At 35.2% G+C, this 22593-nt stretch carries 20 protein-coding genes and 1 pseudogene; all 21 read right to left on the bottom strand.

The genetic code is table 11. The annotated features are described in order from the left end of the window. Positions 1-2 precede the first annotated feature (2 nt). The 21 genes and pseudogenes from ACQY77_RS13705 to ACQY77_RS13605 all read right to left on the bottom strand — a co-directional run bounded on the left by ACQY77_RS13705 (position 3) and on the right by ACQY77_RS13605 (position 22592). Positions 3-1139, bottom strand: coding sequence for a glycosyltransferase family 4 protein (locus ACQY77_RS13705; protein WP_421941585.1), 1137 nt, complete (start codon positions 1137-1139; stop codon positions 3-5). Positions 1140-1152: 13 nt separating this feature from the next. Further along, positions 1153-2214 (bottom strand): glycosyltransferase family 4 protein, encoded by a 1062-nt coding sequence (locus ACQY77_RS13700; protein ID WP_421941586.1) that lies wholly within the window; start codon positions 2212-2214, stop codon positions 1153-1155. Further along, positions 2214-3491 carry a right-handed parallel beta-helix repeat-containing protein gene (locus tag ACQY77_RS13695; protein WP_421941587.1) on the bottom strand — a complete coding sequence of 426 codons (1278 nt, stop codon included), beginning with the start codon at positions 3489-3491 and terminating at the stop codon, positions 2214-2216. Before ACQY77_RS13695 ends, ACQY77_RS13700 begins: the two co-directional genes overlap by 1 nt. Positions 3492-3570: 79 nt before the next feature. Beyond that, positions 3571-4665: a glycosyltransferase gene (locus ACQY77_RS13690; RefSeq protein WP_421941588.1), complete on the bottom strand. Its 1095-nt coding sequence runs from the start codon at positions 4663-4665 to the stop codon at positions 3571-3573. Between the two features lie 144 nt (positions 4666-4809). Further along, positions 4810-4959, bottom strand: a pseudogene (locus ACQY77_RS13685) (DapH/DapD/GlmU-related protein); the annotation flags it as partial. 242 nt (positions 4960-5201) lie between these two features. Then, a complete protein-coding gene (gene asnB, locus ACQY77_RS13680; protein ID WP_421941589.1) occupies positions 5202-7025 on the bottom strand; it encodes an asparagine synthase (glutamine-hydrolyzing) in 1824 nt (607 codons plus the stop codon). A 1161-nt stretch (positions 7026-8186) separates the two neighbouring features. Then, the gene (locus ACQY77_RS13675) at positions 8187-9263 is read right to left on the bottom strand and encodes a glycosyltransferase family 4 protein (protein ID WP_421941590.1); all 1077 of its coding nucleotides are present in this window, start codon (positions 9261-9263) and stop codon (positions 8187-8189) included. After that, positions 9260-10753 carry a lipopolysaccharide biosynthesis protein gene (locus tag ACQY77_RS13670; protein WP_421941591.1) on the bottom strand — a complete coding sequence of 498 codons (1494 nt, stop codon included), beginning with the start codon at positions 10751-10753 and terminating at the stop codon, positions 9260-9262. Before ACQY77_RS13670 ends, ACQY77_RS13675 begins: the two co-directional genes overlap by 4 nt. A 45-nt stretch (positions 10754-10798) precedes the next feature. Further along, positions 10799-12013 carry a glycosyltransferase gene (locus ACQY77_RS13665; protein WP_421941592.1) on the bottom strand — a complete coding sequence of 405 codons (1215 nt, stop codon included), beginning with the start codon at positions 12011-12013 and terminating at the stop codon, positions 10799-10801. Next, on the bottom strand, positions 12010-12768 hold the full coding sequence (locus ACQY77_RS13660) for an AglZ/HisF2 family acetamidino modification protein (RefSeq protein ID WP_421941593.1): 759 nt from the start codon (positions 12766-12768) through the stop codon (positions 12010-12012). Before ACQY77_RS13660 ends, ACQY77_RS13665 begins: the two co-directional genes overlap by 4 nt. Beyond that, positions 12769-13380 carry an imidazole glycerol phosphate synthase subunit HisH gene (gene hisH / locus ACQY77_RS13655; protein ID WP_421941594.1) on the bottom strand — a complete coding sequence of 204 codons (612 nt, stop codon included), beginning with the start codon at positions 13378-13380 and terminating at the stop codon, positions 12769-12771. Then, positions 13380-14525 (bottom strand): N-acetyl sugar amidotransferase, encoded by a 1146-nt coding sequence (locus ACQY77_RS13650; RefSeq protein ID WP_421941595.1) that lies wholly within the window; start codon positions 14523-14525, stop codon positions 13380-13382. Before ACQY77_RS13650 ends, hisH begins: the two co-directional genes overlap by 1 nt. 15 nt (positions 14526-14540) lie before the next feature. Further along, complete coding sequence (locus tag ACQY77_RS13645; protein ID WP_421941596.1) at positions 14541-15686, bottom strand: DegT/DnrJ/EryC1/StrS family aminotransferase; 1146 nt, start codon at positions 15684-15686, stop codon at positions 14541-14543. 1 nt (position 15687) lies between these two features. Continuing rightward, positions 15688-16692: a GDP-mannose 4,6-dehydratase gene (locus ACQY77_RS13640; protein ID WP_421941597.1), complete on the bottom strand. Its 1005-nt coding sequence runs from the start codon at positions 16690-16692 to the stop codon at positions 15688-15690. 9 nt (positions 16693-16701) lie between these two features. Further along, positions 16702-17409: a metallophosphoesterase family protein gene (locus tag ACQY77_RS13635; RefSeq protein ID WP_421941598.1), complete on the bottom strand. Its 708-nt coding sequence runs from the start codon at positions 17407-17409 to the stop codon at positions 16702-16704. Next, the gene (locus ACQY77_RS13630; RefSeq protein WP_421941599.1) at positions 17406-18308 is read right to left on the bottom strand and encodes an NAD-dependent epimerase/dehydratase family protein; all 903 of its coding nucleotides are present in this window, start codon (positions 18306-18308) and stop codon (positions 17406-17408) included. Before ACQY77_RS13630 ends, ACQY77_RS13635 begins: the two co-directional genes overlap by 4 nt. Continuing rightward, positions 18308-19348 (bottom strand): ATP-grasp domain-containing protein, encoded by a 1041-nt coding sequence (locus ACQY77_RS13625; protein ID WP_421941600.1) that lies wholly within the window; start codon positions 19346-19348, stop codon positions 18308-18310. The genes ACQY77_RS13630 and ACQY77_RS13625 overlap by 1 nt, the downstream gene beginning before the upstream one ends. After that, the gene (locus ACQY77_RS13620; protein ID WP_421941601.1) at positions 19348-19983 is read right to left on the bottom strand and encodes a NeuD/PglB/VioB family sugar acetyltransferase; all 636 of its coding nucleotides are present in this window, start codon (positions 19981-19983) and stop codon (positions 19348-19350) included. Before ACQY77_RS13620 ends, ACQY77_RS13625 begins: the two co-directional genes overlap by 1 nt. Positions 19984-19985: 2 nt before the next feature. After that, positions 19986-21086: a DegT/DnrJ/EryC1/StrS family aminotransferase gene (locus ACQY77_RS13615; RefSeq protein WP_421941602.1), complete on the bottom strand. Its 1101-nt coding sequence runs from the start codon at positions 21084-21086 to the stop codon at positions 19986-19988. A 1-nt stretch (position 21087) separates the two neighbouring features. Then, positions 21088-21582 (bottom strand): acyltransferase, encoded by a 495-nt coding sequence (locus ACQY77_RS13610; RefSeq protein ID WP_421941603.1) that lies wholly within the window; start codon positions 21580-21582, stop codon positions 21088-21090. Further along, positions 21579-22592 (bottom strand): Gfo/Idh/MocA family protein, encoded by a 1014-nt coding sequence (locus tag ACQY77_RS13605; RefSeq protein WP_421941604.1) that lies wholly within the window; start codon positions 22590-22592, stop codon positions 21579-21581. Before ACQY77_RS13605 ends, ACQY77_RS13610 begins: the two co-directional genes overlap by 4 nt. Position 22593: the final 1 nt, after the last annotated feature.

Raw genomic sequence — 22593 nt, 5'->3', positions numbered from 1 at the left:
TATCAGCTTTTTATTAATTGTTCAATTTTACCCCAAATAAGTAACTGATTAAAATTTTCTATCACAAATTCTCTTCCATTCTCTCCATGTCTTTGTGCTTGTTGAGGATTATCCAAATAATAGGATATATTCTCAGCAATTGATTTTGGATCAAGGTGTGTAAAAAGCCCTGTTTTGTCTGGCAGAATAGAATCACGACAACCTGTTACTTGGGTTGTTATAACAGGTAACCCCATAGCTGAAGCCTCTAGCACAACAGTAGGAAAGCCTTCCCTGCGAGAAGGTAGTATAAAAATATCCATCAATGCGTAATAGCTAACAACATCTTTTATTAACCCTGTGTGTATAATCGATGAATCTTCAGCAATTGTATTTTTAGTTACGTCATCAATAGAATCACGTTCTTCAAAAGGCCCAGCCAAGAGCAGCTTGACATTTGAGTATTTTTTACTAATATGTTGCCATGCTTTGACTAATTCAACAATGCCTTTATCATTAACTAATCTTCCAACAAAACCTATTACCTTATCAGCTTCATTCAATTGATATTTATCCTTCAATCCCTGAAGCACCTCTTGATCAACAAGTTCTCTATTAAAAGTACCAATTGCATCTAGCCCATTGCAAGTTCCTCTGTTAAGTATTAGGTTTTTATTTGGATTACTCAACTTCTCCTGTTTTGATATCTCCAACACAGATGGACTAACACAAACAACCCGAGTTGATAAAAAGCCTGTAAAACGTTCTATTGTTTTCAGTATCATACGTCTGATTCCCAATGAGGTTTCGTAAACGAGACCATGTCGAAAATAGATGCGTTTTGGAGTTCTACTTAAATATCCTGCTAACATACCAATCAAGGCCCCTTTAGGGGTATGTCCTATAATTACATCGATCTTTTCATCTCTTATAACTTTAGTTAAAAATGATATAGCCTTAATATCTTCAAATATGCTAATTTGTCGCAGGATAGGTACACTAATAGGCACAAAATCCTTTTCTATTGCATATTCGTTAAGATGTTCTGATGGGCTACAAGCAATAAATAGATCTACTCCTTTGCGCCTAAGGTAGTCTATTTGATCTCCTAAATAATAAGGTATTACAAAGGAAATATTAACAACGTGTAAAACTTTCAAAATATAAATCTTTTTAAGATAATACCGTTTTCCATTTCATCATAATTATATCCTTCGAGAACGCTTTTAGCTTATGTTCTACAGCCAGTTCAAAAGTTTCAGATTTACCGTCATTTATATTCATAATAGCTTTAGCAAAACATTTGATATCACCAGGTAAACATACGTAACCGTTTTTGCCATTATCAATTATTTCGGGGATGCCCCCTACTTTAGTAGAAACTACCGGTTTACTAAATGCCATTGCTTCCAAAATAACCGTGGGCATACCTTCAAGATAACTTGGCAATATAAAAACATCTATCTTATTGAAAAAAAACCTTTTATCATCTATATAGCCCAGATACTCAAATCTTTCCGATAAACCATTCCTGTCTATTTGAATTTGTAAAGCTCCGTCCAATTTATCCATCCCTGCATAGATAAACTTATGCTTTATGCCTAAACTATCTAACTCTTTTGATAAATCGATCAAATCAAAATACCCTTTTTCCTTCGTGATATTCGCCAGCACACCAATTCTCAAAACATCGGACTTAACTTGTTCGATATCAGCTTCAAAGTTCCTTGGTGGTTCGTAAAAATTATATATCACCTCAATTTTATCCCCATCAATCCTTTCTCTTTTTTGGAAAACCTCTTTTCCTGCAATACTGTTAGAAACCCATAAATCGACAGAAGATTTGGTTATCCTATCCAAAGCTGTATGGTACCATTTCCTCCAATCATCTGTACTGCGAATATTTGAAATGATCTTTTTTACTCCTAACCTTTTAGAAATAAGCCTCGAACCAATTTCTGCTCTAAGACCAAAATTAAGCACAACATCTATTTGGTTTTTTTTGATGAATGACTTATATGCTTTGTAAAATGCTTTTGGACTTCGATAAAACAACCCTGTTTCAAGATGATCGGTTAATTCAAAATCCACTAATTGAAGCAAAGGCCCATCATTAACAAGGTAACACCAACAAACTCGATAACCATCTTTAGACAACTCACGAGAAATCTTTAGAATATTGGTTTCGGCTCCTCCTACAACCGTGCTAGAAAAAAAAAATAGAATATTGGCCATTATTTAATTACGATATTACTTGCCTTAACCATATATCTTAACTCCGGTTTAGTATTTATTATTTCTAATTTAGGGTTACCTGTTATTGCCTTAATGATAGGTTGCCTATTTGGCGTGTTGTTACTCATATTGTTAATAAATATCCTAGCATTTCCACCGCTATAAGTACTCAAATCTGCATTATTGGTGTTTCTATTATAAAGTTTATGAAATGGAATTTTCCCCTTGTAATTAGTAACACAGTTTTTAAATCTAAATATAGGGAAGTCTCCAGAAGTATTAATGGAGCTTTCCCACATAAATCCAGCATCGTTTACTCCATCTTTACTGCTTTCAATTAAATCTACAGTACAATTAATGAATTCAAAACTATCATTTTTCTCTCGTGCAAATGCAGTAAAGCCCTGTGTTGAATTAACAGCCGCACAATTTTCGAGTTTGATCCTAACTGTATTTCCTGAAGAAGATATTCGAAATCCGACGGGATTATTAACACTTTTAGAAGAAAAGATTGAAAAGTTAGCAATCTGGCTTACATCAAGTAGATGCGACTGGATACCAGATGTCAAAACGAAGCCGTAATGAGTATTATCTTGTGAAATGCTGTTTTTGATGTGTACATCGGCCGATAATTCAGCCCAAAACCCAGCATTAAATTCTGTTCCACCATGTATAATTGAGGCATCATGACCATATCTAGCACTACACTGATTGAATACAATTTTCCTTGAGTTCTTTTCTGCTACGAATCCAATTCTGGTGTAGTCATTTGCTTGAACATTAAAAACTGTTATATTTATAGAGCTTTCAATATAAATACCATCTCCATAGGGCCCGTTCATATTTTTAACCGAGCACGCTGTAACTTGGAGGTCTTTACATAACTCAATTCTTAAACCAGCAGATGGTGAGTTAACAAATATTGAATTGCTAATGTTTACACTCGAGCTGTTGTAGATAAATAATGGGATCGAACCACCGGATGGTTTTTCGTTGCTTCCATTAACATTTCCATCAAAAATAATGTTTCTAATATTTATTCCTCTTTTATCCCTGATGGTGCAAAAGTCATAAATGCTTCCCCCATTACTCAAATTTTTAATTCTTGTTTTACCTTTGACTCCGATGAGATCTCCTTTGATATTAAAAGATCGAACCATATAGATGCCATCTGGGAAAAACAATGGTTTTTTTAGCATCACTGCACTTTCCATTGCTCTATTTATTGCATAAGAGTCGTCAGTTTTACCATCACCTTTAGCACCAAATTTTTTCACATCCAAAGAAGCTAACGATTGACATGAGCAATGTATAGATAACATCAATTGTATGCAAACCAAAAACTGAACTAAATAGTTAAACCTCATTCTTTTTAACATAGTTTTCAATACGCCTGACATAATTACCAATCGTATTGTTGTTAATATATTGATCAAAGATGCTTCTATTATTTATATTTCTATCTTTTAGTGACCTGCCAATAGAACTTTTTAGGGCATGGGCATCTTCAACACTGCAAGTGATTAGGCCCTCAATCTCACTAATTCCCTGAGCGCACGTGGTAGATACTACCGCATTGTTTACCATCATCATTTGCAGCAAAACATTTGGAAATCCCTCAATTCTAGACGACACAACACAGGTTTCCGCGAATCGGAAATAACTATACACATCCTCTTTCCACCCTGCCAAATGAACTTTATCTTTTATTCCTAGTCTTAAAATTTGATTTTCAAGCTCCGTTCGTTTTGGTCCTTCCCCTAAAATAACAAGGTGTAAATTGGGCCATTCTTCATTTAGACTATGAAAAACGTCTATTAGTATATCAAAGCCTTTTTCACTAATAAGTCGTCCGGCCGAAACCAAGTAAGGTTTCTTTGGAAGTGGATTTAAAAAAGAATAGTTTTTATTCAGTAAGGTTACAGGATTATTTAAAACCTTGATTTTATGAGAATTAATCTTTGGTTTATTCGCTACTAACTGCGCTTTCATCATCTCTGTTTGGCATATCACAAGATCTGCATTGCCATATCCAATATCATAAGCTATACTAAACAATTTAAGCTTATACCCCTTAAACCGGTCAAAAATTAATGTGGACTCTCTAACTACATGTTTCTCAATTCTTATTAACCTGCATTTTCTTAGTAAGGAAACATATGCATTAAGGTGAACATGAGATGAATAAGTCATATCAAAATTATAATGACCTAAATTAGTGAGAGTTGAAAAAAGCAACTTGAGCGCACCAACTGACTCACGATGGGACTCAAAGTAAATTAAATTAATCTTATAGGGAACAATCTTAGCTTTTAGTTTATCTATTGAAACGCTCGTTAAGGAAATGATACTTACTTCGTGCCCTTCAACAGAATAATAGATTGCTATTTGAAGCAAAACCTGTTCGGCACCCCCCAGATTTCCAGAGGGTAAAAAGATTGCCACCTTCATAAATTATTGCTGTTTGCGTAAATAATCTTTATAAGTGTTAGAGACCACCTCAAGCACTCGTTCCTTGTATGATTTACTAAAGTCTATATCTCTATGACTAATGCAATCATTTAAAGATTTGTGTTTAAAATCTTCAAAATCGCCAATAATCTTTGCCGGAACGCCTGCCACTATCGATCCCGATGGAACAGATTTAGTTACTACACTTCCTGCCGCTATAATAACCTTATCGTCAATTTTAACTCCCGGCATAATGATAGAATTAATTCCAATAAAAACATCATTTCCTATTTCTATAGGTTGATATTTATACCTTCTTCCTTTATCATCCCTAAACAGACATAGAGATCCATCATGTGTAAGAAAGTGCACGTTAGCAGTCACTGTAACTCTATCGCCAATAGTAATTAGAAAAGGGTCGCTCCCAAAATGCCTTGTATAAATTCTACAGTTATCCCCCACTACTACTCCAATGCGGCGAGCATAGGCAACCCCGCCCTTAGTCCAAAATGAAATTAGGTCTAAAACTCTTTTTATCATATATATTTTTTTCTTGAATTTAGCCAATTAATCAAAATCAATACTTTCCAAATTCTCGGTGTATGATCCCATTTGCCCTCCATATGATCATTGAGTAGTTCTTTAAATGGCTCGTAATTTATTATCTTAAGTTTTTCGATATTTTCCTTGGTCAATACTTCTAAAACATATTCTTTTAATACGCCTCTAAACCAGATGCCTAACGGCATGCTAAAACCAGTTTTTTTTCGATCAAATATTTCTTTAGGTAAATAATCGTACAGAACTTCCTTTAGAATATGCTTTTTACTACCAAAATCGCTATATTTATAGTTGGTTGGGATTTTCCTCGCAAACTCTACGATCCGATAATCCAACAATGGAGAGCGTACTTCAAGAGAGAATGCCATACTCGCCCGCTCAACTTTTGTTATGCAATCTCCATTCAAGAAAGTTTTAGTGTCGAAATCAGAGATTGCTTCAAGTAAATCTTTACGTGGGTTCATTAAATAATCAACATAGGATGGATCTTGTTCAGTCTCTAAAACCCAATCTGTATTTAATGTATTGTAAAATGAAAGATATAATGCTCTAACATCTTTTAATTTTAATGCCTTTCCAATTAGTTTGGCTCGATAAAATGGCAATTTAGTTAGAAAAAATGACATGGAAGTTCTGAGGAAAAAAGGAATGTTATAAATCTTACTTCTTCTTAGAATTATATCGTATATATTATATCCCATGAAAGTCTCATCACCGCCATCTCCAGAAAGTGCAACTGTTACTTCCTTTTTAGTATGCTTTGAAAGTAGTAAAGTAGGTATGGCTGAAGAATCAGCAAATGGTTCATCATAATAATCGCTAAAATTCTTAATCAGCTCAATCCCTTCAGAATATGAGCACTCTATTTCAGTGTGATTTGTTCCAAGCTTCGTGGCTACTTCTTTCGCATATACGCTTTCGTCAAAACCTTTTTCGTTAAACTTAACAGAAAACGTTTTGACTGGTTGAGCACTATTTTTCTGGGCCATAGCTGCAACTAACGACGAATCAATACCTCCTGAAAGAAAAATCCCCAATGGTACATCTGCTATCATCCTTCTATCAACGGCATCTTGCAGCAAAACCTTTAAATCTTCTTTAGCCTTATCGAAAGAAGTGTATTTGATATCGTTTACTTTAGGAAGATCCCAATATAAAGAAGTATGAAATATTTTATTTCCTAAATCATAGGTAAAAGCTGTTGCAGAAGGCAACTTGTAAACTTTTTTGTATGGTGTTTTAGGCTCTGGGATATAGTTCCAATAAAGATACTTGGTTAATGATTCATTATCTAATTCAAAATCGTTACCTATCTCCAACGCTGATAGTTTACTTGCAAATTCAAATCCCTCCTCGCTGAGATGATAGTAAAATGGTTTCTTCCCCATTCTATCTCTAGCGCCAAATAAAATATTCTTTGTTGGGTCATAGATAACAAAGGCGAACATACCATTTAAGTAGTTAACACAGTCTTGTCCGTATTCCAAAAAGGCAGCGCACACAACTTCAGTATCAGAAGTCGTTTTAAAAGAATATCCCTTTTTCAGCAAATCGTCTTTTAGCTCAAGAAAGTTATAGATCTCCCCATTAAATACAATCGAAACATGCTCATAAACGAATGGCTGATTAGATCTACTATCCAAATCAACTATTGCAAGCCTGTTATGACCAAAAACAATACCTTGCCCCACTTCGAAATAAGTACTGTAGTCGGGGCCCCGTTGATGCATTGTCTGTAGTTTTCTTTCAAAAACATCAGATTCCTTATATTTTATTGATGTTCCAAATATTCCGCACATATTTTTTAGGGTGTTTAATTAAAATTTTGAGCACTTCAAAAATTGACAATGCTTGTAGTAAAGTAATAAAATAAAGTAATATTATTCGATGTCGCGGACCTTGCAATTCAGCAAATGAACCATAAAAGACGCAAAGCAATAATGAAAGAATTAGCAATGGCATAAGCGACAAAAAATATCTCTTTAAGAAAAGATAAAAGCCGTAAAACAACAAAGGTAAAAAAAACCAGTGCAAGAGAGAGCTCATTAGTAAAAAAGAGTAGTTTTCTTCGATAGTAAGAGGGAAAGGGGTTAAGATAAATCGTATAAAACCTACTACAACATTTGTTGTACCTCCTATATCTGCAAGAGAACTTGAAAATAACCTGATAAAAGTAATATAAAAAGCTATTGGTAATAAAATCAATATCAAAAACCTGATAGACAACCTAAGCCACCTTGACTTAATCCGATACATTTGCAACACTATAAAATAGATAATACCTGTGACAACAAGGAAATAAACCATATAAAAACGGAAGAAAAGTAGAACGCCCGCGATTAAAAATAAACTTATAGCCGGAATCAGAATTTTGTTCTTATATCTTAACTGTATCAGACAATTTAAAGCCCACACGGTAAAGAATAAAACTAATATGTCTTTCAGATTTATGAAGCTAGACCAAGTGACTAAATCCCAGTGTAAAGAAAAGAAAACCAGAAAAAACATAGCGAATTTTTTTTCGATCCCAACCATTAATAATGTTTTGTAAAGGATGATAGCAGTAACTACCGAGAAAAAAATATTCAAAAGTACTGGCGAGTAATAATGTTGCCCGAACAAGAAAAAAGAAAGAAAATTATAAATATAATACCCGAAATGGGTACCTCCGGCGAGTGAAGCAATGTAAGCAATATTTTCGAAACTAAATAAGTAAGCTACAGATCCCTTTGACTGTTCGAAAATGACTTTTGATTGATCATAATATGTTTGATCATCAAGTAGAACAATAGGACTAAAATTACTCCAGATTAAGAAATAAACCGCGCAGATCAAATATTTGGTAACAGAAATAATAAATGAATATGAAAGCCTTTTTGTGTTGATATATAAGATGACTGTAGAAAACAAACACATCATTATTGTACTAACTATAAAAGGTATCACTTCTTCTATCTCTCTCATTTTACTATGCTACTTACGACCTGCAACCATTGAGTACTAATTTTACTTGTATTGTACCGTTCCGCATCTGAACTAGCAGCTTGAGAATATTTTGTAACAAGTCCTTCGTCTAAAATCAATTTGTTTAAACTAGCTGTTAATGCTTCTGCATCTCCCATTTCAAAGAGTATACCATTTATCTCATGCTTGATAATTTCAGAAGGTCCATAATCACAGTTAGATGCCACCACAGCACAGCCTCTTGCCATGGCTTCAAGTATAGCGTTAGGAAACCCTTCAAACCTTGAAGGTAAAACAAATATTTTTGCTTTACTATAATAATTAATTACATCTGTCTTCCGTCCCAGTAACTCAATCTTTCCTACGAGTCCATTTTCTGCTATAAAGTGCCGATAATCATTCATGAGAGGTCCATCACCAACTATAACAATCTTCCAATTCTCCAAACAAGAATTAACAGCTGCTTTTAACAAGATGTCATGCCCTTTTTCTACAGAAAGTCTTCCTACAGAAAGAATGATATTCTCTTTTTGTAAGGTATCTAAATTCTCGAGAAAAGAAGGCTCCAACGGGTTTGGGATCACTTCTTTTCTAGGAAGTATGATATTCATTTTTTCAAATGATCGTGCAACAGCCTTAGTCTGTAGAACAATGGCATTGGCCTTTTGGTATAAGCGTTTAAAACCAAAAAGCATCATTGCATTAAAATCATATTTCTCCGGATTTGATCGTTCAGAAATAATCACAGGTATCCCTAATAATTTACCTACAGTCGTGGCCATGAGATTATTTCTGTCAATAAAAGAAATAAGCACATCAGGCTTGTTTCTTTTTAAATGATTGAAGAGTTTTATGATTTGAGTAATCATATTTGTTTTCTGTAAGAAATTCCGTACGCCAATGCCGAGTTTCACATGCTTAACCAAATCATTTAAGGCATAGAAAGATTCTTCTTCTACTACAGTGTAGATAACTACTTCATGATTAAGTTTTGCAAAGTCGTTTGCAAGCGTTGTCATCACTCTTTCTGCGCCACCACTGCGCAGATGAAATATAAAGAATGCTATTTTCATAATTTCTGTTGAAATCTTTGTTTTATTACTGATAGCAATTGACGGCGATCTTCACTGGATAGAAATATAAAATAAGAAACAATTATAAAGCTTAATAAGATAACTAGCGCTATACTGAAATAATACATACTGCCAAAATTGAGCATAATTAAAGCCAAATAGTACCCTAAAAATAACATGAGCACCTTCTTCAAAACATTATACCGAAATGGATATAACCGGGTGCCAACAAAAGTAAAGATTAAAAAATTGAATAATGATGAAATTGCGAGTGCATTAGCCGCCCCAACTATTCCAAATCTGGGAGTTAAAAGTCTCAATACAACATATAGAAAGCAGATTGCTATTGGATATAGTATTAAATTCCAGTAGGTTTTCATTGACAGATCGATACCTACAGCACTAATCGACCTTAACATTTCAATTAAAAAATAAAAGCTTAGGGGAACAACTACAATCAAACCGGGCAGATATGCGGAAGTTGCCAAAGTAGTGATTATAAATGGTGCAAGGATTACCATAACCATAATAAGTAGCGAAATGATGATAATAATGCAATATGCGATCAAATTAAATAATTTCTCAGCACCTTCTTCCTTGTGTAAAGCAAGCATGAATGGCCCCATAGCAGTATTAATGCTCATAATTGGAATGGCTATTAAAGATGCGACGCGATAACCGATTCCGTAACTGGCAACATCTGCTAACCCCAAAAATTTATTGATCGTATAACGGTCTAATGAAGGTACCAATGCGGGGATAAACGCCACAATTAATAATGGAGCCCCATACTTTAGCATTGGAATCAATATTTTTTTGCCTATTTCTAAAACAAAATAATCTTTAATAAAGAAAATGGCAACACAGGCAAATACAATTGCAGGAACTACCTGCCCTAAAAATACCCCTAACAGTTTATCCTGACACCAGTAAATGGCAGCAATCATACCGATAAAATTGGATACAATAAACCCTGCAGACAATATTACATAATGTTTTCGCTTAAAAATCCAGATAAGGAGGTTCTGAGCATATCTAATAGGTGTAGAAAAAAATATGATACAAATTATCATATTCATATATGATTCTTGGACCGGATGATAACTATCTCCAAGATATGTTTTTAACAATGTTGTCTTAAAAAAGAACAGGAGGGTACAAATAATTATATTCAGTGAAAATTGCACACAAAAACCTCCGCTGATTATTTTTTTTCTTTCATTGTTATCCTCTGTGGCGTAGTAAAATCTAGCAACAGCACTATCCATCCCACAAATGATCAACGTGGCAGCGATACCTAATATAGGATTTAAGATATCCATACTTCCATATTGATCTTTACTTAACAACCTAGTCAAAATTGGCGTTAAAAAAAGTGAAAAAAACTTAGTGAATGCACTCAATCCACCAAATACGAAAGAATCTTTTAATAATAACCGAAACTTCCCTAAAGTAGTTGACGATTTCAGCTTTTGAATTTCCTCGCTCATTCTTTATACCGTTTTTTTTGTGATCCGAAATAATTTGGGGAATAATTATTCCTTAGATTCAACGGCATGTTTATCTTTAATCAATTTATCAATGATGGACAAAAATTTATTTAGTATATTCTTAGTATACCATTTTCTACCTTCAATCCCTTGTTGATGATAATACCCGGGGTTTTTAATATACGAGGTAATTCCAGCAGAAACCTGTTCAGCACTATCTGCATAGATAATGGGATGTAAAGTATTATAGTCATTAGTAAATTCCTCATCGATACGCTTTTGCATAATGGGTTTCCCCATTTGAAGAGCCTCGGTAGTTACACCATACAAATTAAAGCTATTATAGAGCTCTCCAACAACAAAGTCACATAGTGATATCCCCATCATTAACTCTTTACGATCTTGCTTAGGCATCCAATAAACATTTTCCTCTATCCCTAATTCTTTAATTAATGCTTTCGATTCGTCAACCTCATTACCATATTCCAGTGTAACAATGCAAGCTTTTATATTTGCATTTTGTTTGAGAAAATCAGCAAAACCTTTAAAAAGAATATTATTTCCTTTAAGTTCAAATTTATCTTGCGGATTCTTCCATGAATGTCTTGAATGATGAAATATTACCAAATCTTGTGCCGCTCTAATATCCAGGTATTTGTTATAGAACGAAAGGTTATTTAGCTCATTCGGGGTTATATTTTCATAAGTGGGCAGATGAACCATTGGTATAGACGTGTTAAATCTATCACCTTTGATTCTGAGAGATTTTGCCTTTTTCTCTACCCAATCAATCTGCTTTTCCATCATAAAGGAAACTGCATTTCGGATACCATTTCTTTGATGATACTGAAAATACAGCTTTTTGAACATATAAATTGGATTATAAGTGAACTCAAAAAAAGGATAGGTATAGATGTCAGATCCATAAGGAATAAACAAGTCTAATTTAATTCCTGCCTTAGAAAGAAATGCAGGAGTAGTTCCACACGCTATAATAAAGTCAAAATCATGTAATAGCGTTTTAATCTTATCCGTTGAGTAAGTTAGCAACTGGCCAGGAGATGTCCAATTTATGATATGAATTCGATTATCAAGAATATTCCCAAAGCTATCAGCCCTACCATCAAAATGTGAAGGATGCGTATTGTACTGAAACAAATGAGCATCGTATCCACTATCAATTAAATATTTACAAACAGAACTAAACATATTGTTCATATTGCAAATCAATGCAATACGAATATTACCATTGTGAATCATAGTACATTCAAGATAGACTGTTTATCCGGAAAGTTAACAAGTACCCCCATATCCTTTTTCTGATAAACGACCATACTTCCGACTGCAACAGCGGATGCACCTGCATTTTTTACTACTTCTCCAATATGTGAAACGTTTCCTGCGCCACCATTTGCTATCACAGGAACGCGTACTGAACCAGATACTAATTTAATAAGATCATTATCATATCCAGACCATGTTCCATCCTTATCCATGGAGGTAATGAGTAATTCACCTGCACCAAGCGCTTCTAACTCCTGTGCCCAGGCAACCACATCAATATCAACCTTTTTGGTTCCATCATTAATAAATACCTGGTATTTCCCCCAAAAATTTTTTTTTACATCAATTGATCCAATTACACTTTGATTGCCTGAGTGCTCTGCAATTTTCTTAACCAGATCTTTATCAGAGTAAGCTGCAGTATTTAAAACAACTTTCTCAAAACCCATGGCCAATATTTGTTGTGCAACTGCAGCTTTACTTATTCCGCCACCATATGCCAAAGGCATGAAACACTCGTCTGCAATTTCTTTCAGAATTTTAAAATTTGGTTCCCTACCCTCTATTGTTGCTCTAATATCTAGAAAGCATAGTTCATCAACCTCGAGTTCATTAAAAATCCTTACGGTATTGATAGGATCACCGATGTAGCCCTGATTACCAAACTTAACAGTTTTTACCAGGGATTCATCAATTAGTTGCAAACAGGGAATAATTCGCGTTCTTAACATTTACAATTGATTAAAATTTTTAAACAGATGCATACCGAAACGATGGCTCTTTTCGGGGTGAAATTGAGCTCCAAAAATATTATCCTTCACAATGGCAGAATCATAAGTAATACCATAATGGGTTTTCATCATTGAGTTTTTTTCATCCTTAACTTTAACAAAATAAGAATGAACAAAATAGAATCTGATCTCATCCTGATAATCTTTTGTTAACGGTGTTTCCTGGCTTATTTCTGCAATATTCCATCCCATATGTGGCACTTTAAGTCCATTATCAATTCTATGGCTGAAATCAAGCGTTTCGGCATCAATCCACCCTAAACCATCTAGTTCACCTTCTTCGCTATTGTTTGTTAATAGTTGCATGCCAAGGCATATTCCCAATACAGGAACTTTCTCTACCAAAGCTTTGTGGTCTAATACAGCTTTCAGCTCTCCTTCATTAATTTTCCTCATGGCTGTATCAAAGGCTCCAACGCCAGGAAGCAATATTTTCTCAGCCTTACTGATTTCATTAAGGTCGGAGGACACTTTTGCTGTAGCACCAACTTTTTTGAACATATTCAGGACAGATCCTAAATTGCCCATGCCATAATCGATAATGGTAATCATTACTTAATTGGGAAACAATATTTTAAATAAAAACTACGTGGTATAATATTCACTTTTGCTAAAAGGTAAAACATTGGTCTTAATCTTTCGAACCTTTTTTTATACGTTTTAAAATCTCTGAACGATCTCTGAGGTCCGTTCATAATTTTTACATATTCTTCATCGCTTATATTCAATCTTTTTTTAACATATTCCTCCAGACCTTCAGGTTCCTCAATAGGAGAATTATATTTCAATAAAGCCTCCTCTCTTGGCATACCACCTGTTCTGGCAAGTGCAGCCAATGCAAGGTTTCTCATGTCCATTTTGAATTTATGTGGTAAATATAAGGTATGTACATAGGCTGCGGAACGATTTTCGAGGTGATGGCCTCCATAATCCTCCCAACCGGTTTTCTCTTTCAATACCTTTTTGGCATCAGCCTTAGTATAATTAATATACCAAAGCGGTCTGATGTATTTCTGCCTGTAAAACAACGTCCATTTCATAAACTGAAAAAAGGTCATTAAAGGATAGGTTTTCATTTTTACTTTACCATATTTATCATGGATGCTTTTAACGTACATCCCATCAAAATAGTTCTTCCCAATAGGAGAAACACCTTCTTCCCTGAATGAATGACCCTCCAGAATATATTTTACGTTGTACTTAGCCGCAGCCTTCCTTAAGGTTTGAACAAAGCCCAAGTCAGTAGAAGCGTCAAATTCCGGAACACCAGCCAATAAAAATGATCTAAAAATATCGTCAGCCTCTTTATTATCCACTACATAAGTATACAGGTCTACATTAAGAGTAGAGGTTACCTTTCGAATATTTTCAGTTGCAATTGCCGAATTCCAGGTATTATCATAATGCACAGCTAGCGGCCTTAAGCCCCATTCTAATGCTTTTATTAACAGATATGATGAATCAGTTCCACCACTTACCCCAACAATACAGTCGTATTTTTTATTCTTACTCTCTTCTTTGATCTGAGCAAAAATCTTTTGCAATTCTGCCTCTCCCTCTGGAGTTCCAGTTTTAAAAGTTTCTTCTAATCCTGTTACCTGATGGCAATAATTACAGACTCCCTCTTCATCAAAACTGATATTGGGTACCCTAGAGTCATATATACATCGACTGCAGATTTGAAAGTTGTCTTTCATGCTAATGTTATTAATTTATTTTATTTCAGCTACAGGCTGAAGATATTTTTTTAATGTACTAATTACTATGTTAATTTCTGCATCTTCCATCGGAACATACAGCGGGATAATAATGGATCTATCTGCTGCCATTTCTGATACCGGAAGTTGAACCGAAGCATATTCCGTTTTGTAAGCGGTTTCGCGGTGAATATTCATCACCCCTCTGCGGGTCGCAATACCATCAGCCAGCATTCTGGACATTAATTCGTTTCTTTCAATTGGAGCATCCTCCTTTAAGAAGATAGAAAATGACTGATAGTTACTAAAGTAACCATCTTCTTCAAATGGAAGCCTGACACACTCTATTTCTTTTAACTCCTGGAAAAATTTATCAGCAATTTTCCTTCGTTCTGAAACAATCCAGTCTAATTTATTCAATTGATTAATTCCAATTGCTGCCTGAATATCGGTTAGTCTATAATTAAATCCCACTTCAAGGTGATCTTCATAAACAACAGTTTTAGACTCGTGTCTAATTCTATCATTGATAGACATACCATGTTGTCTTAATAACTTTAACCGCTCATAGAAATCTTCTCTATTTGTCGTTATCATTCCACCATCACCTGTTGAGATAACCTTTCTGGGATGGAAAGAAAAACAAACCAAGTTTGAATGACTTCCTATTTTCGCATCATGATAAGAAGAGCCAATTGCACATGCGGCATCCTCGATTAATTCCAAACTATATTTATTGCATAAGGTTTTGAAAGCATCAATATCAGCGGGCATTCCAATCTGATGAACCAGCAAAATGGCTTTTGTTTTAGGGGTAATTTTGCTTTCAGCATCAGCTACATCCAGGTTATAAGTTTCTGGATTAACTTCTGCAAAAACAGGAGTTGCACCAACATATTTAATACTATTAGCAGTAGCAATATAAGTCATTGACGGGCAAATTACTTCATCTCCAGGACCTATACCCGCAACAATCATAGATAAATGCAACGCGGTTGTACAGTTAGAAACTGCCACAGCAAACTTTGAGCCTACATAATCAGCAAATTGTGTTTCAAATTCTGCAACACGCGGTCCCTGAGTAATCCAGCCCGTCAAAATAGTATCATAAGCAGCTTGTGCTTCATCCTTTGTTATATAAGGTTTTGCTATAGGAATCATATTATTGCCAATTAGTGTCTTGAACTTCTGATAGTAGATTTTTTTGTGCTGATAGCTCTTTGTAATAGTTAATCGTTTCGGCTAATCCTGCCTCGAAAGAATATTGAGGCACAAAATTAACCATTTGTTTGAATTTGGAGTTATCCACCCATAAACGAGGTACATCAGCAGGTCTATCAGGTAAAAATTTAATTCCAAGATCCTTTTTATCCATTCCAATAAGTAATTTTTCCAGCAAATCTTTCATCGCTATTTCTTTACCAGTTCCAATGTTAAGCGTTACACCGGTTAATTCATTTCTAAGAGGAATTAAAGAAGCCAAAGTAGCAGCTGTATCTTTCACGAAATAAAAGTCTCGGGTTACATCGCCTTTTCCAAAAACTATGGGTTGCTCATCATTGAGAATTCGCACAATTGATCTAGGAATTACTTCTCCTGCATCGCCCTCATAATGAGCTCTGGGGCCATAATTATTAAATATTCTTAGCACTGTAGAGTTAAGTGCAAAACACTCTCTATATGAATGTGCATAGTGCTCTCCCACAAGTTTTGAAGATCCGTATACCGTAAGCGGAATTGTTGCTGCATTTTCATCGATAGGGAAACTGGTAGTTCTACCGTAAATTTCAGAAGTAGAAATATAGAAAAAGTGCTTTATAGCATTGCTTCTTGCAGCCTCAAGCATGTTCAGCGTTCCCTCAGCATTAACACGATGATTTTCAAAAGGACTATGCAATGAGTGTCTTACACCTAAACAAGCCAAATGAAAAACGAAATCAACATTCTTGCATGCCTGGTCACAATCAGTTTTAGACAGGATATCTCCTTCAATGAACCTGAATTTATCATTTTTAGTTGCTTCATTGAGATTTTGTAAATTACCATTAACAAGGTTATCTATCACTACAACTTCGTTTCCAAGAGACAATAAATAATCCGTTAAATGCGACCCAATAAAGCCGGCTCCACCAGTTACTAAAATTTTATACCCGCTTATTTCATTCATAATCAATATTTAAAAATTATTTACTTTATTTTTATTTAAGGATAATATTGCCTTGCTTTCCCAATTCAATTCTGAAAGGATATTCATTACTGCAAAATTATCATATTTTGTTCGTACAAATTTGAAAATCTTTTTTTCGGTGTCGAAGATTCCCCAAGAAGGCATAGGATTTCCATCTCTGGGTTGCCCAACCGATCCTGGATTAAATATTACACCATTATTGCTTTCTCTTAACAGAGGGTAATGGGTGTGACCTAAAAGCATGATTTCATTCCTTTTAATATCCCAATCGTAAGCCTTAGAATCATCTGGATAATATCTTCCCATTTTTGGATCGTCTGGTGTTCCATGGTACAGCCGAAAATGGATATTTTCTAATTTAAATTCTGTTGAATACGACAAGCGATCTAGCCATAATAGCGCATCTGGTTTTTTGCTTTTAAGTTCTATTTCATTTTGTTTTGCTGCATCCCAATAACTCGGAGGCGGTGTAGGCGCTACATCTTCCAATAATAACTCATCATGATTTCCCTTGATCACATACGCATTTTCAAGGTAAGGTTCCAGCAAACTAAATGTTTCCACCGCCCAAGGATAGTAACCAAATATATCTCCCAGGATAATTAACTTTCTAATCTCATATTTATCAAATTCATCCAATACTGCCTTAAGAGCAAAATGATTGGAATGAATATCACTTATAATAGCAACGTTCATGAATTCAAATTGTTTAAAAGCGTCGAAATCAGTTCTGCTGAAGAATATTTGGGACTATAACCTAATTGTTGTTTCGCTTTCTCAATTGAAATATTCCATTTATCGTTCTCATCCACATCCTGATTACCATAAAAATAATCGTTCCCAAAGTGATTACTGATAATCATTGCCAACTCGGTCATAGAAATGGTACTTCCTGAAGCAATGTTAAAGGTTCCACTTGCATTCAGGTTAGTAATGCATTTTATATAGGCTTGAGCAATATCCATCACAGAAACAAAATCCTGTCGACGCTGGCCCTTGCCATAAATTTGTAAAGATTGCTTTGCCTTTGATTGTGAAATCCACCTTTTAACCACAGTATCTGGCATTAAATCTACATCAAAGCTAACAGGACTCGAAATTCGACAAATGCTATAGTTTCTATTATATTTCTGCGCGTGCTCATGCAAAAGTTCTTCAGCAATATACTTTGATTTTGAGTATGGGGTACCGGCCTCAACTTTTGTAGTTTCGGTAATTAATTCAGGTAATGGTTTCTGAATCAGGCTGAAGCTACTGGTAAAAATAATTTTTTTAATATCAAACTCAGAAGCTGCATTTAACAGTTTTTTAGTAAACTCAATATTAACGAAATTTAATTCATCGATTTCCTCAATCGTTTTGCCATTATTTATGGCGGCTCCATTGTGGATTATAATATCGATATTTGCGAGATATTTACGTAAATTTAAATCTAAATCTTTAAAGTTATTCTTAACCCAGTGTATGCGATCTGTATTTGCTTTCTCCACCCTAGAGGTTGCTGTTAGGTGGAAGCCATTCGACAACAAAGCATGAGTTAGTGAGGTTCCCACTAACCCTGTAGCCCCAGTAAGAAAAACTTTATTACCGCTCATTATAACATTTGGTCTATGGGTACGATTACATGTTCGAAAGCTCTAATGGCCGCCACATTATATTGATAATCTAACCTGGAAAATGTTTCTCCAAATAAATAGTTTCTAAGCAAGATATCGGGTTCATTAAATCCAACATCGGCTCTCATTGTAGTAGTTCCCGAAAATCTCGGATGTATTTCGAAAACGTATATCTCACCTTTATGAATTCTTAATTGAATGTTGAGTGGGCCTTTACTTTCCAAATTAGCAGAAAGCTTTTCGCAGAATTCCTGCACTTGTTTATGTTTTATAAAAAAGCCTTGAGAATATCCAGTTGAAATACTCAGCTTCTGATCATTAACAATTTTGGTATCTAATAGGGATAGTCCGATTAACTTTCTTTTCATCACAATACTATCAACTAAATTTCCATTTTTATCCGATAGAATCCCAACAGTATATTCTTCATCATCAGAACCAATTAAAGGTTGTACGCAGTATCCTGAATTTACAGGTAAGTTTTGTATTATCGTCTTTAACTCAACTAATGTTGTACATAAAGAAACACCTTTTGAGCCCCCTGTACCGGTTGTCGGTTTCACAATCAATGGGAATCCAAATTCGCTAACAGCTGACTCCCAATCTTCAATTTTTCGCATAGGGATAGTTGGCAGGCCCAATTCAACCAACTTGTTTGTCGTAGCAAACTTATCCATCATGAGCGGCATCAGGTTAAATGAATTGGCTATAATGGGAGCATCAAATTTATCTTTGTTTTGCGACAAAACGCTGGCCTCAGCTTCGGAACCAGGAATGATAGCATCGATTTTAAATTGATGAACAGCTTTGATTACCGAATCAATGTAATCTGCTGAATTGGCCAAAGGCAAAAGCGTGCTTGAAGGTGTTTTGTACAAACCCCAAGCAAATGATTCTGCATCCGCGCCAATCACGTTCCACCGATTTTTAACTTCTGGGGAACACCTTGTCAACGCGTGAAGAACACCAGATCCAACACTGCGACCACCAACAGCTGTTACTAATATGTTTTTTTTCATTATTGTTTGTATTTGATAATTTTTGCTGGAGAACCAATAGACACTGAGTGCTTTTCAGTATCCTTCAGCACCAATGATCCGGCGCCTATAACAGAAGAATTTTCAATAGTAATACAGTCCTTTATAATAGCACCGATTCCAATAAAACATTTCTCTCCAACATTGATTAATCCAGCGAAATGTACACCTGGCGCAACAAAGCTATGTTTTCCGATCTTTGTGTGATGAGCAACAATTGTTCCAGTGTTGAGTAGAACGTTATCATCGATTTCTGTCCCCATATCTACTGCAACCTTGGGAAGAATAAAAATCCCTTCACCAAGCTTACATTGCTTATCGATGTAAGCTGATGAATGAATGATATTTGCAAAAGGGATTTTATTTTTAAAAGTTTCAAATATAGATGCTCTTGCATCCATATGATTATAACCAATAGCAATAATGATTTTATCGAACTTTCCGGCTTCAAAATCTTTGATAACAGACCCCGTTTTCCCTAAAATTGGATAACCGTCAAATGAAGTATTGGTTTTGAAATCGTCATAATAGCCTACAACTTCATAACCAGAATCTTCAATTGCGTGATAAGCAATTAATTTCCCCAACTCATCCGCTCCAATTATTGCAATTCTCATATTTAGTAATTATTAACCACAGTGATAACTTTTTCTACCTCTTCGTCCGTCAATTCTGCAAACATAGGAAGTGAAACACAATGTGATGCCAGGTACTCAGAATTAGGAAAATCGCCTTCTTTATAGTTTAAATTTGAGTATGCTTTTTGTAGATGGCAAGGAACAGGGTAATGAAATGCAGCATCAATTCCATTTTCAGCTAAATGCGCAACGAATTTGGACTTATCTTCTGTAGTTACCACAAAAATATGGTAAACTCCATCTGCCCATTCGGGTTTAGATTGCATTTTGATTTTCGGATTGGATATTTCCTGCTGATATCTTAATGAGATCTTTCGCCTTCTGTTATTCCAACCTTCAAGATATTTAAGTTTAACGGATAAAGAAGCTCCTTCTAAGCCACCCATTCTATAGTTATATCCAATTTCATCGTGATAGTATCTTACAGAACAGCCATGGTTTCTCAAAGAGTGCAAATGTGTTTTATAAGCCTCGTTATTGGTTGTAATACCACCTGCCTCACCACAAGCACCTAAATTTTTCCCTGGATAAAAACTATAGCAGGCCATTTCTCCAAAAGAACCAACTGTTTTTCCTTTATAACGGGCGCCCTGAGCCTGAGCTGCATCTTCTACTAAGAAAATACCATGCTTGTCACAAATAGCTTTAACTGCATCAATATCAAAAGGTTGACCATAAAGATGTACCCCAATTACTGCTTTAGTTTTACTGGTAATCGCTTGTTCAATCTTATTAGCATCAATTTCCCAGGTATCGGCATCGCAATCCACAAATACAGGTGTTGCACCAACATGTGAGGCACCCCAAGCAGTAGCAATAAATGTATTTGCTGGCATAATTACTTCATCTCCTGGGCCTATATTCAATGCCAACATGGCTAATTGCAATGCGGTTGTGCCGTTGCTTACACCAATAGCAAATGTGGTATCTACATATTCAGCGAACGATTTCTCAAATTCTTCTACAAATGGGCCGCCAGAAAAAGCTGTTTTAGCGTATACTTTTTCAAAAGCTGCAAATATTTCTTCCTTTATAGGTTGGTGTTGGCCTTGAAGATCTAGGCAAGGGATTCTTTTGTTCATTTTAGTATTCAATTTTTTTGATAAATTTAGCAGGGTTCCCAGCTACAACACAATTAGCCGGAACATCTTTTGTAACAACAGCTCCAGCTCCAACCAGTGCATTTTCGCCGATGGTAATGCCACATAGAATTGTTGCATTACTTCCTATAGATACACCTTTTTTAATAAAAGTTTCTATTAATGTCCAGTCTTGTTCTGATTGTTGACTGCCATCTGGATTAGTTGCTCTCGGGAACAGGTCATTAGTGAACATTACGCCATGTCCGATAAAACAATTATCCTCTATATGCACTCCTTCGCAAATAAATGTGTGGCTAGAAATTTTACAATTTTTACCAATAGTTGCACCTTTTTGAATTTCAACAAAGGCCCCTACTTTACTCCCATCATCTATTGAGCATCCATAAGCATTTACAAAATTGAATATTTTAACCCCTTCACCAATCGCAACGTTATTCAAACTTTGCTTCTCGTTATTCTCTGTTATCGTTTTCATGATTTCAATTTGACTTCCTTACCATTATTTTTAATGGATTCCTGAGCAGCTACCAAAATGTTAACCACGTCAAGTCCTACCTGAGCACTTGAAATAGGTTGTTTATTTGATGCAATAGACTCCACAAAATCTTTTGCAACAGAATATAATGCTTCTAATTCAGAGAGTTTAGGTATGTAGATATCTCCAGTACGGTAATCTACTAAAATACCTTCTTTCTCCTCATCCGTTTGGTGATTGAAACCCGTATCGTAGATCTTAACTTTTTCGGTAGCCTCCAAGTCGTTGTATACAATCATCTTCTTATCACCTCCGATTAATGTCTGTCTAACTTTTACTGGTGAAGTCCAGGAGCAATTAAAGTGTGCAATAAAATCTGATTGGTAGTTGACCGTCATGTAAGCTACATTCTCAATACCATTTTTGGTGTGAGAAATTCCAGTTGCATTTACACTGATAGGCTTTTCCTCTACCAAATAATTTAAGATAGAAATATCATGAGGGGCCAGATCCCAAAGCACATTAATATCTGGTTGGAAAAGGCCTAAGTTAATTCTTGTTGAGTCGAAATATTGCAGCTTTCCAACGGTATCATCACTGATAAGCTCCTTCATTTTATGAATGGCACTGGTATAAAGATAGGTATGATCAACCATTAAAATCAATCCATTCTTCACCGCTTCATTGATAAGGTGTTCTGCTTCCTTAACAGAAGCAGTCATTGGTTTTTCAATAAGAACGTGTTTACCCTTCTCCAAAGCCTTTTTTGCCAAATCGAAATGAGTAAACACTGGGGTAGCAATAACTATTGCATCCACATCAGAACTATTCAGAAGCTCATCAACAGATTGCGTAGTCTTAACGGATGGATATAATTCATTTATCAATTGCAGTCGCTGGACTCTCGAATCGGCTACATAGGTAACTGCACAATCCTTTTGGCGCATAAAATTCCTCAACAAATTTGGCCCCCAATAACCGTAACCAATTAGTCCTATTTTAATTCCCATG

This window comes from Pedobacter sp. (assembly GCF_965279535.1).
Lineage (GTDB): Bacteria > Bacteroidota > Bacteroidia > Sphingobacteriales > Sphingobacteriaceae > Pedobacter.
The sequence above is the reverse complement of the archived record's forward strand: the minus strand, read 5'-3'. Positions and strand labels throughout refer to the sequence as shown.

Bases quoted from the DNA above. Each gene is read 5' to 3' on its own strand.
- ACQY77_RS13650 (WP_421941595.1), bottom strand. From the start codon at position 14,525: ATGAAAGACAACTTTCAAATCTGCAGTCGATGTATATATGACTCTAGG.
- asnB (WP_421941589.1), bottom strand. From the start codon at position 7,025: ATGTGCGGAATATTTGGAACATCAATAAAATATAAGGAATCTGATGTT.
- ACQY77_RS13700 (WP_421941586.1), bottom strand. From the start codon at position 2,214: ATGGCCAATATTCTATTTTTTTTTTCTAGCACGGTTGTAGGAGGAGCC.
- ACQY77_RS13670 (WP_421941591.1), bottom strand. From the start codon at position 10,753: ATGAGCGAGGAAATTCAAAAGCTGAAATCGTCAACTACTTTAGGGAAG.
- ACQY77_RS13640 (WP_421941597.1), bottom strand. From the start codon at position 16,692: ATGAATGAAATAAGCGGGTATAAAATTTTAGTAACTGGTGGAGCCGGC.
- ACQY77_RS13660 (WP_421941593.1), bottom strand. From the start codon at position 12,768: ATGTTAAGAACGCGAATTATTCCCTGTTTGCAACTAATTGATGAATCC.
- ACQY77_RS13635 (WP_421941598.1), bottom strand. From the start codon at position 17,409: ATGAACGTTGCTATTATAAGTGATATTCATTCCAATCATTTTGCTCTT.
- ACQY77_RS13625 (WP_421941600.1), bottom strand. From the start codon at position 19,348: ATGAAAAAAAACATATTAGTAACAGCTGTTGGTGGTCGCAGTGTTGGA.
- ACQY77_RS13610 (WP_421941603.1), bottom strand. From the start codon at position 21,582: ATGAAAACGATAACAGAGAATAACGAGAAGCAAAGTTTGAATAACGTT.
- ACQY77_RS13645 (WP_421941596.1), bottom strand. From the start codon at position 15,686: ATGATTCCTATAGCAAAACCTTATATAACAAAGGATGAAGCACAAGCT.
- ACQY77_RS13615 (WP_421941602.1), bottom strand. From the start codon at position 21,086: ATGAACAAAAGAATCCCTTGCCTAGATCTTCAAGGCCAACACCAACCT.
- ACQY77_RS13605 (WP_421941604.1), bottom strand. From the start codon at position 22,592: ATGGGAATTAAAATAGGACTAATTGGTTACGGTTATTGGGGGCCAAAT.
- ACQY77_RS13665 (WP_421941592.1), bottom strand. From the start codon at position 12,013: ATGATTCACAATGGTAATATTCGTATTGCATTGATTTGCAATATGAAC.
- ACQY77_RS13620 (WP_421941601.1), bottom strand. From the start codon at position 19,983: ATGAGAATTGCAATAATTGGAGCGGATGAGTTGGGGAAATTAATTGCT.
- ACQY77_RS13675 (WP_421941590.1), bottom strand. From the start codon at position 9,263: ATGAAAATAGCATTCTTTATATTTCATCTGCGCAGTGGTGGCGCAGAA.
- ACQY77_RS13630 (WP_421941599.1), bottom strand. From the start codon at position 18,308: ATGAGCGGTAATAAAGTTTTTCTTACTGGGGCTACAGGGTTAGTGGGA.
- ACQY77_RS13690 (WP_421941588.1), bottom strand. From the start codon at position 4,665: ATGAAGGTGGCAATCTTTTTACCCTCTGGAAATCTGGGGGGTGCCGAA.
- hisH (WP_421941594.1), bottom strand. From the start codon at position 13,380: ATGATTACCATTATCGATTATGGCATGGGCAATTTAGGATCTGTCCTG.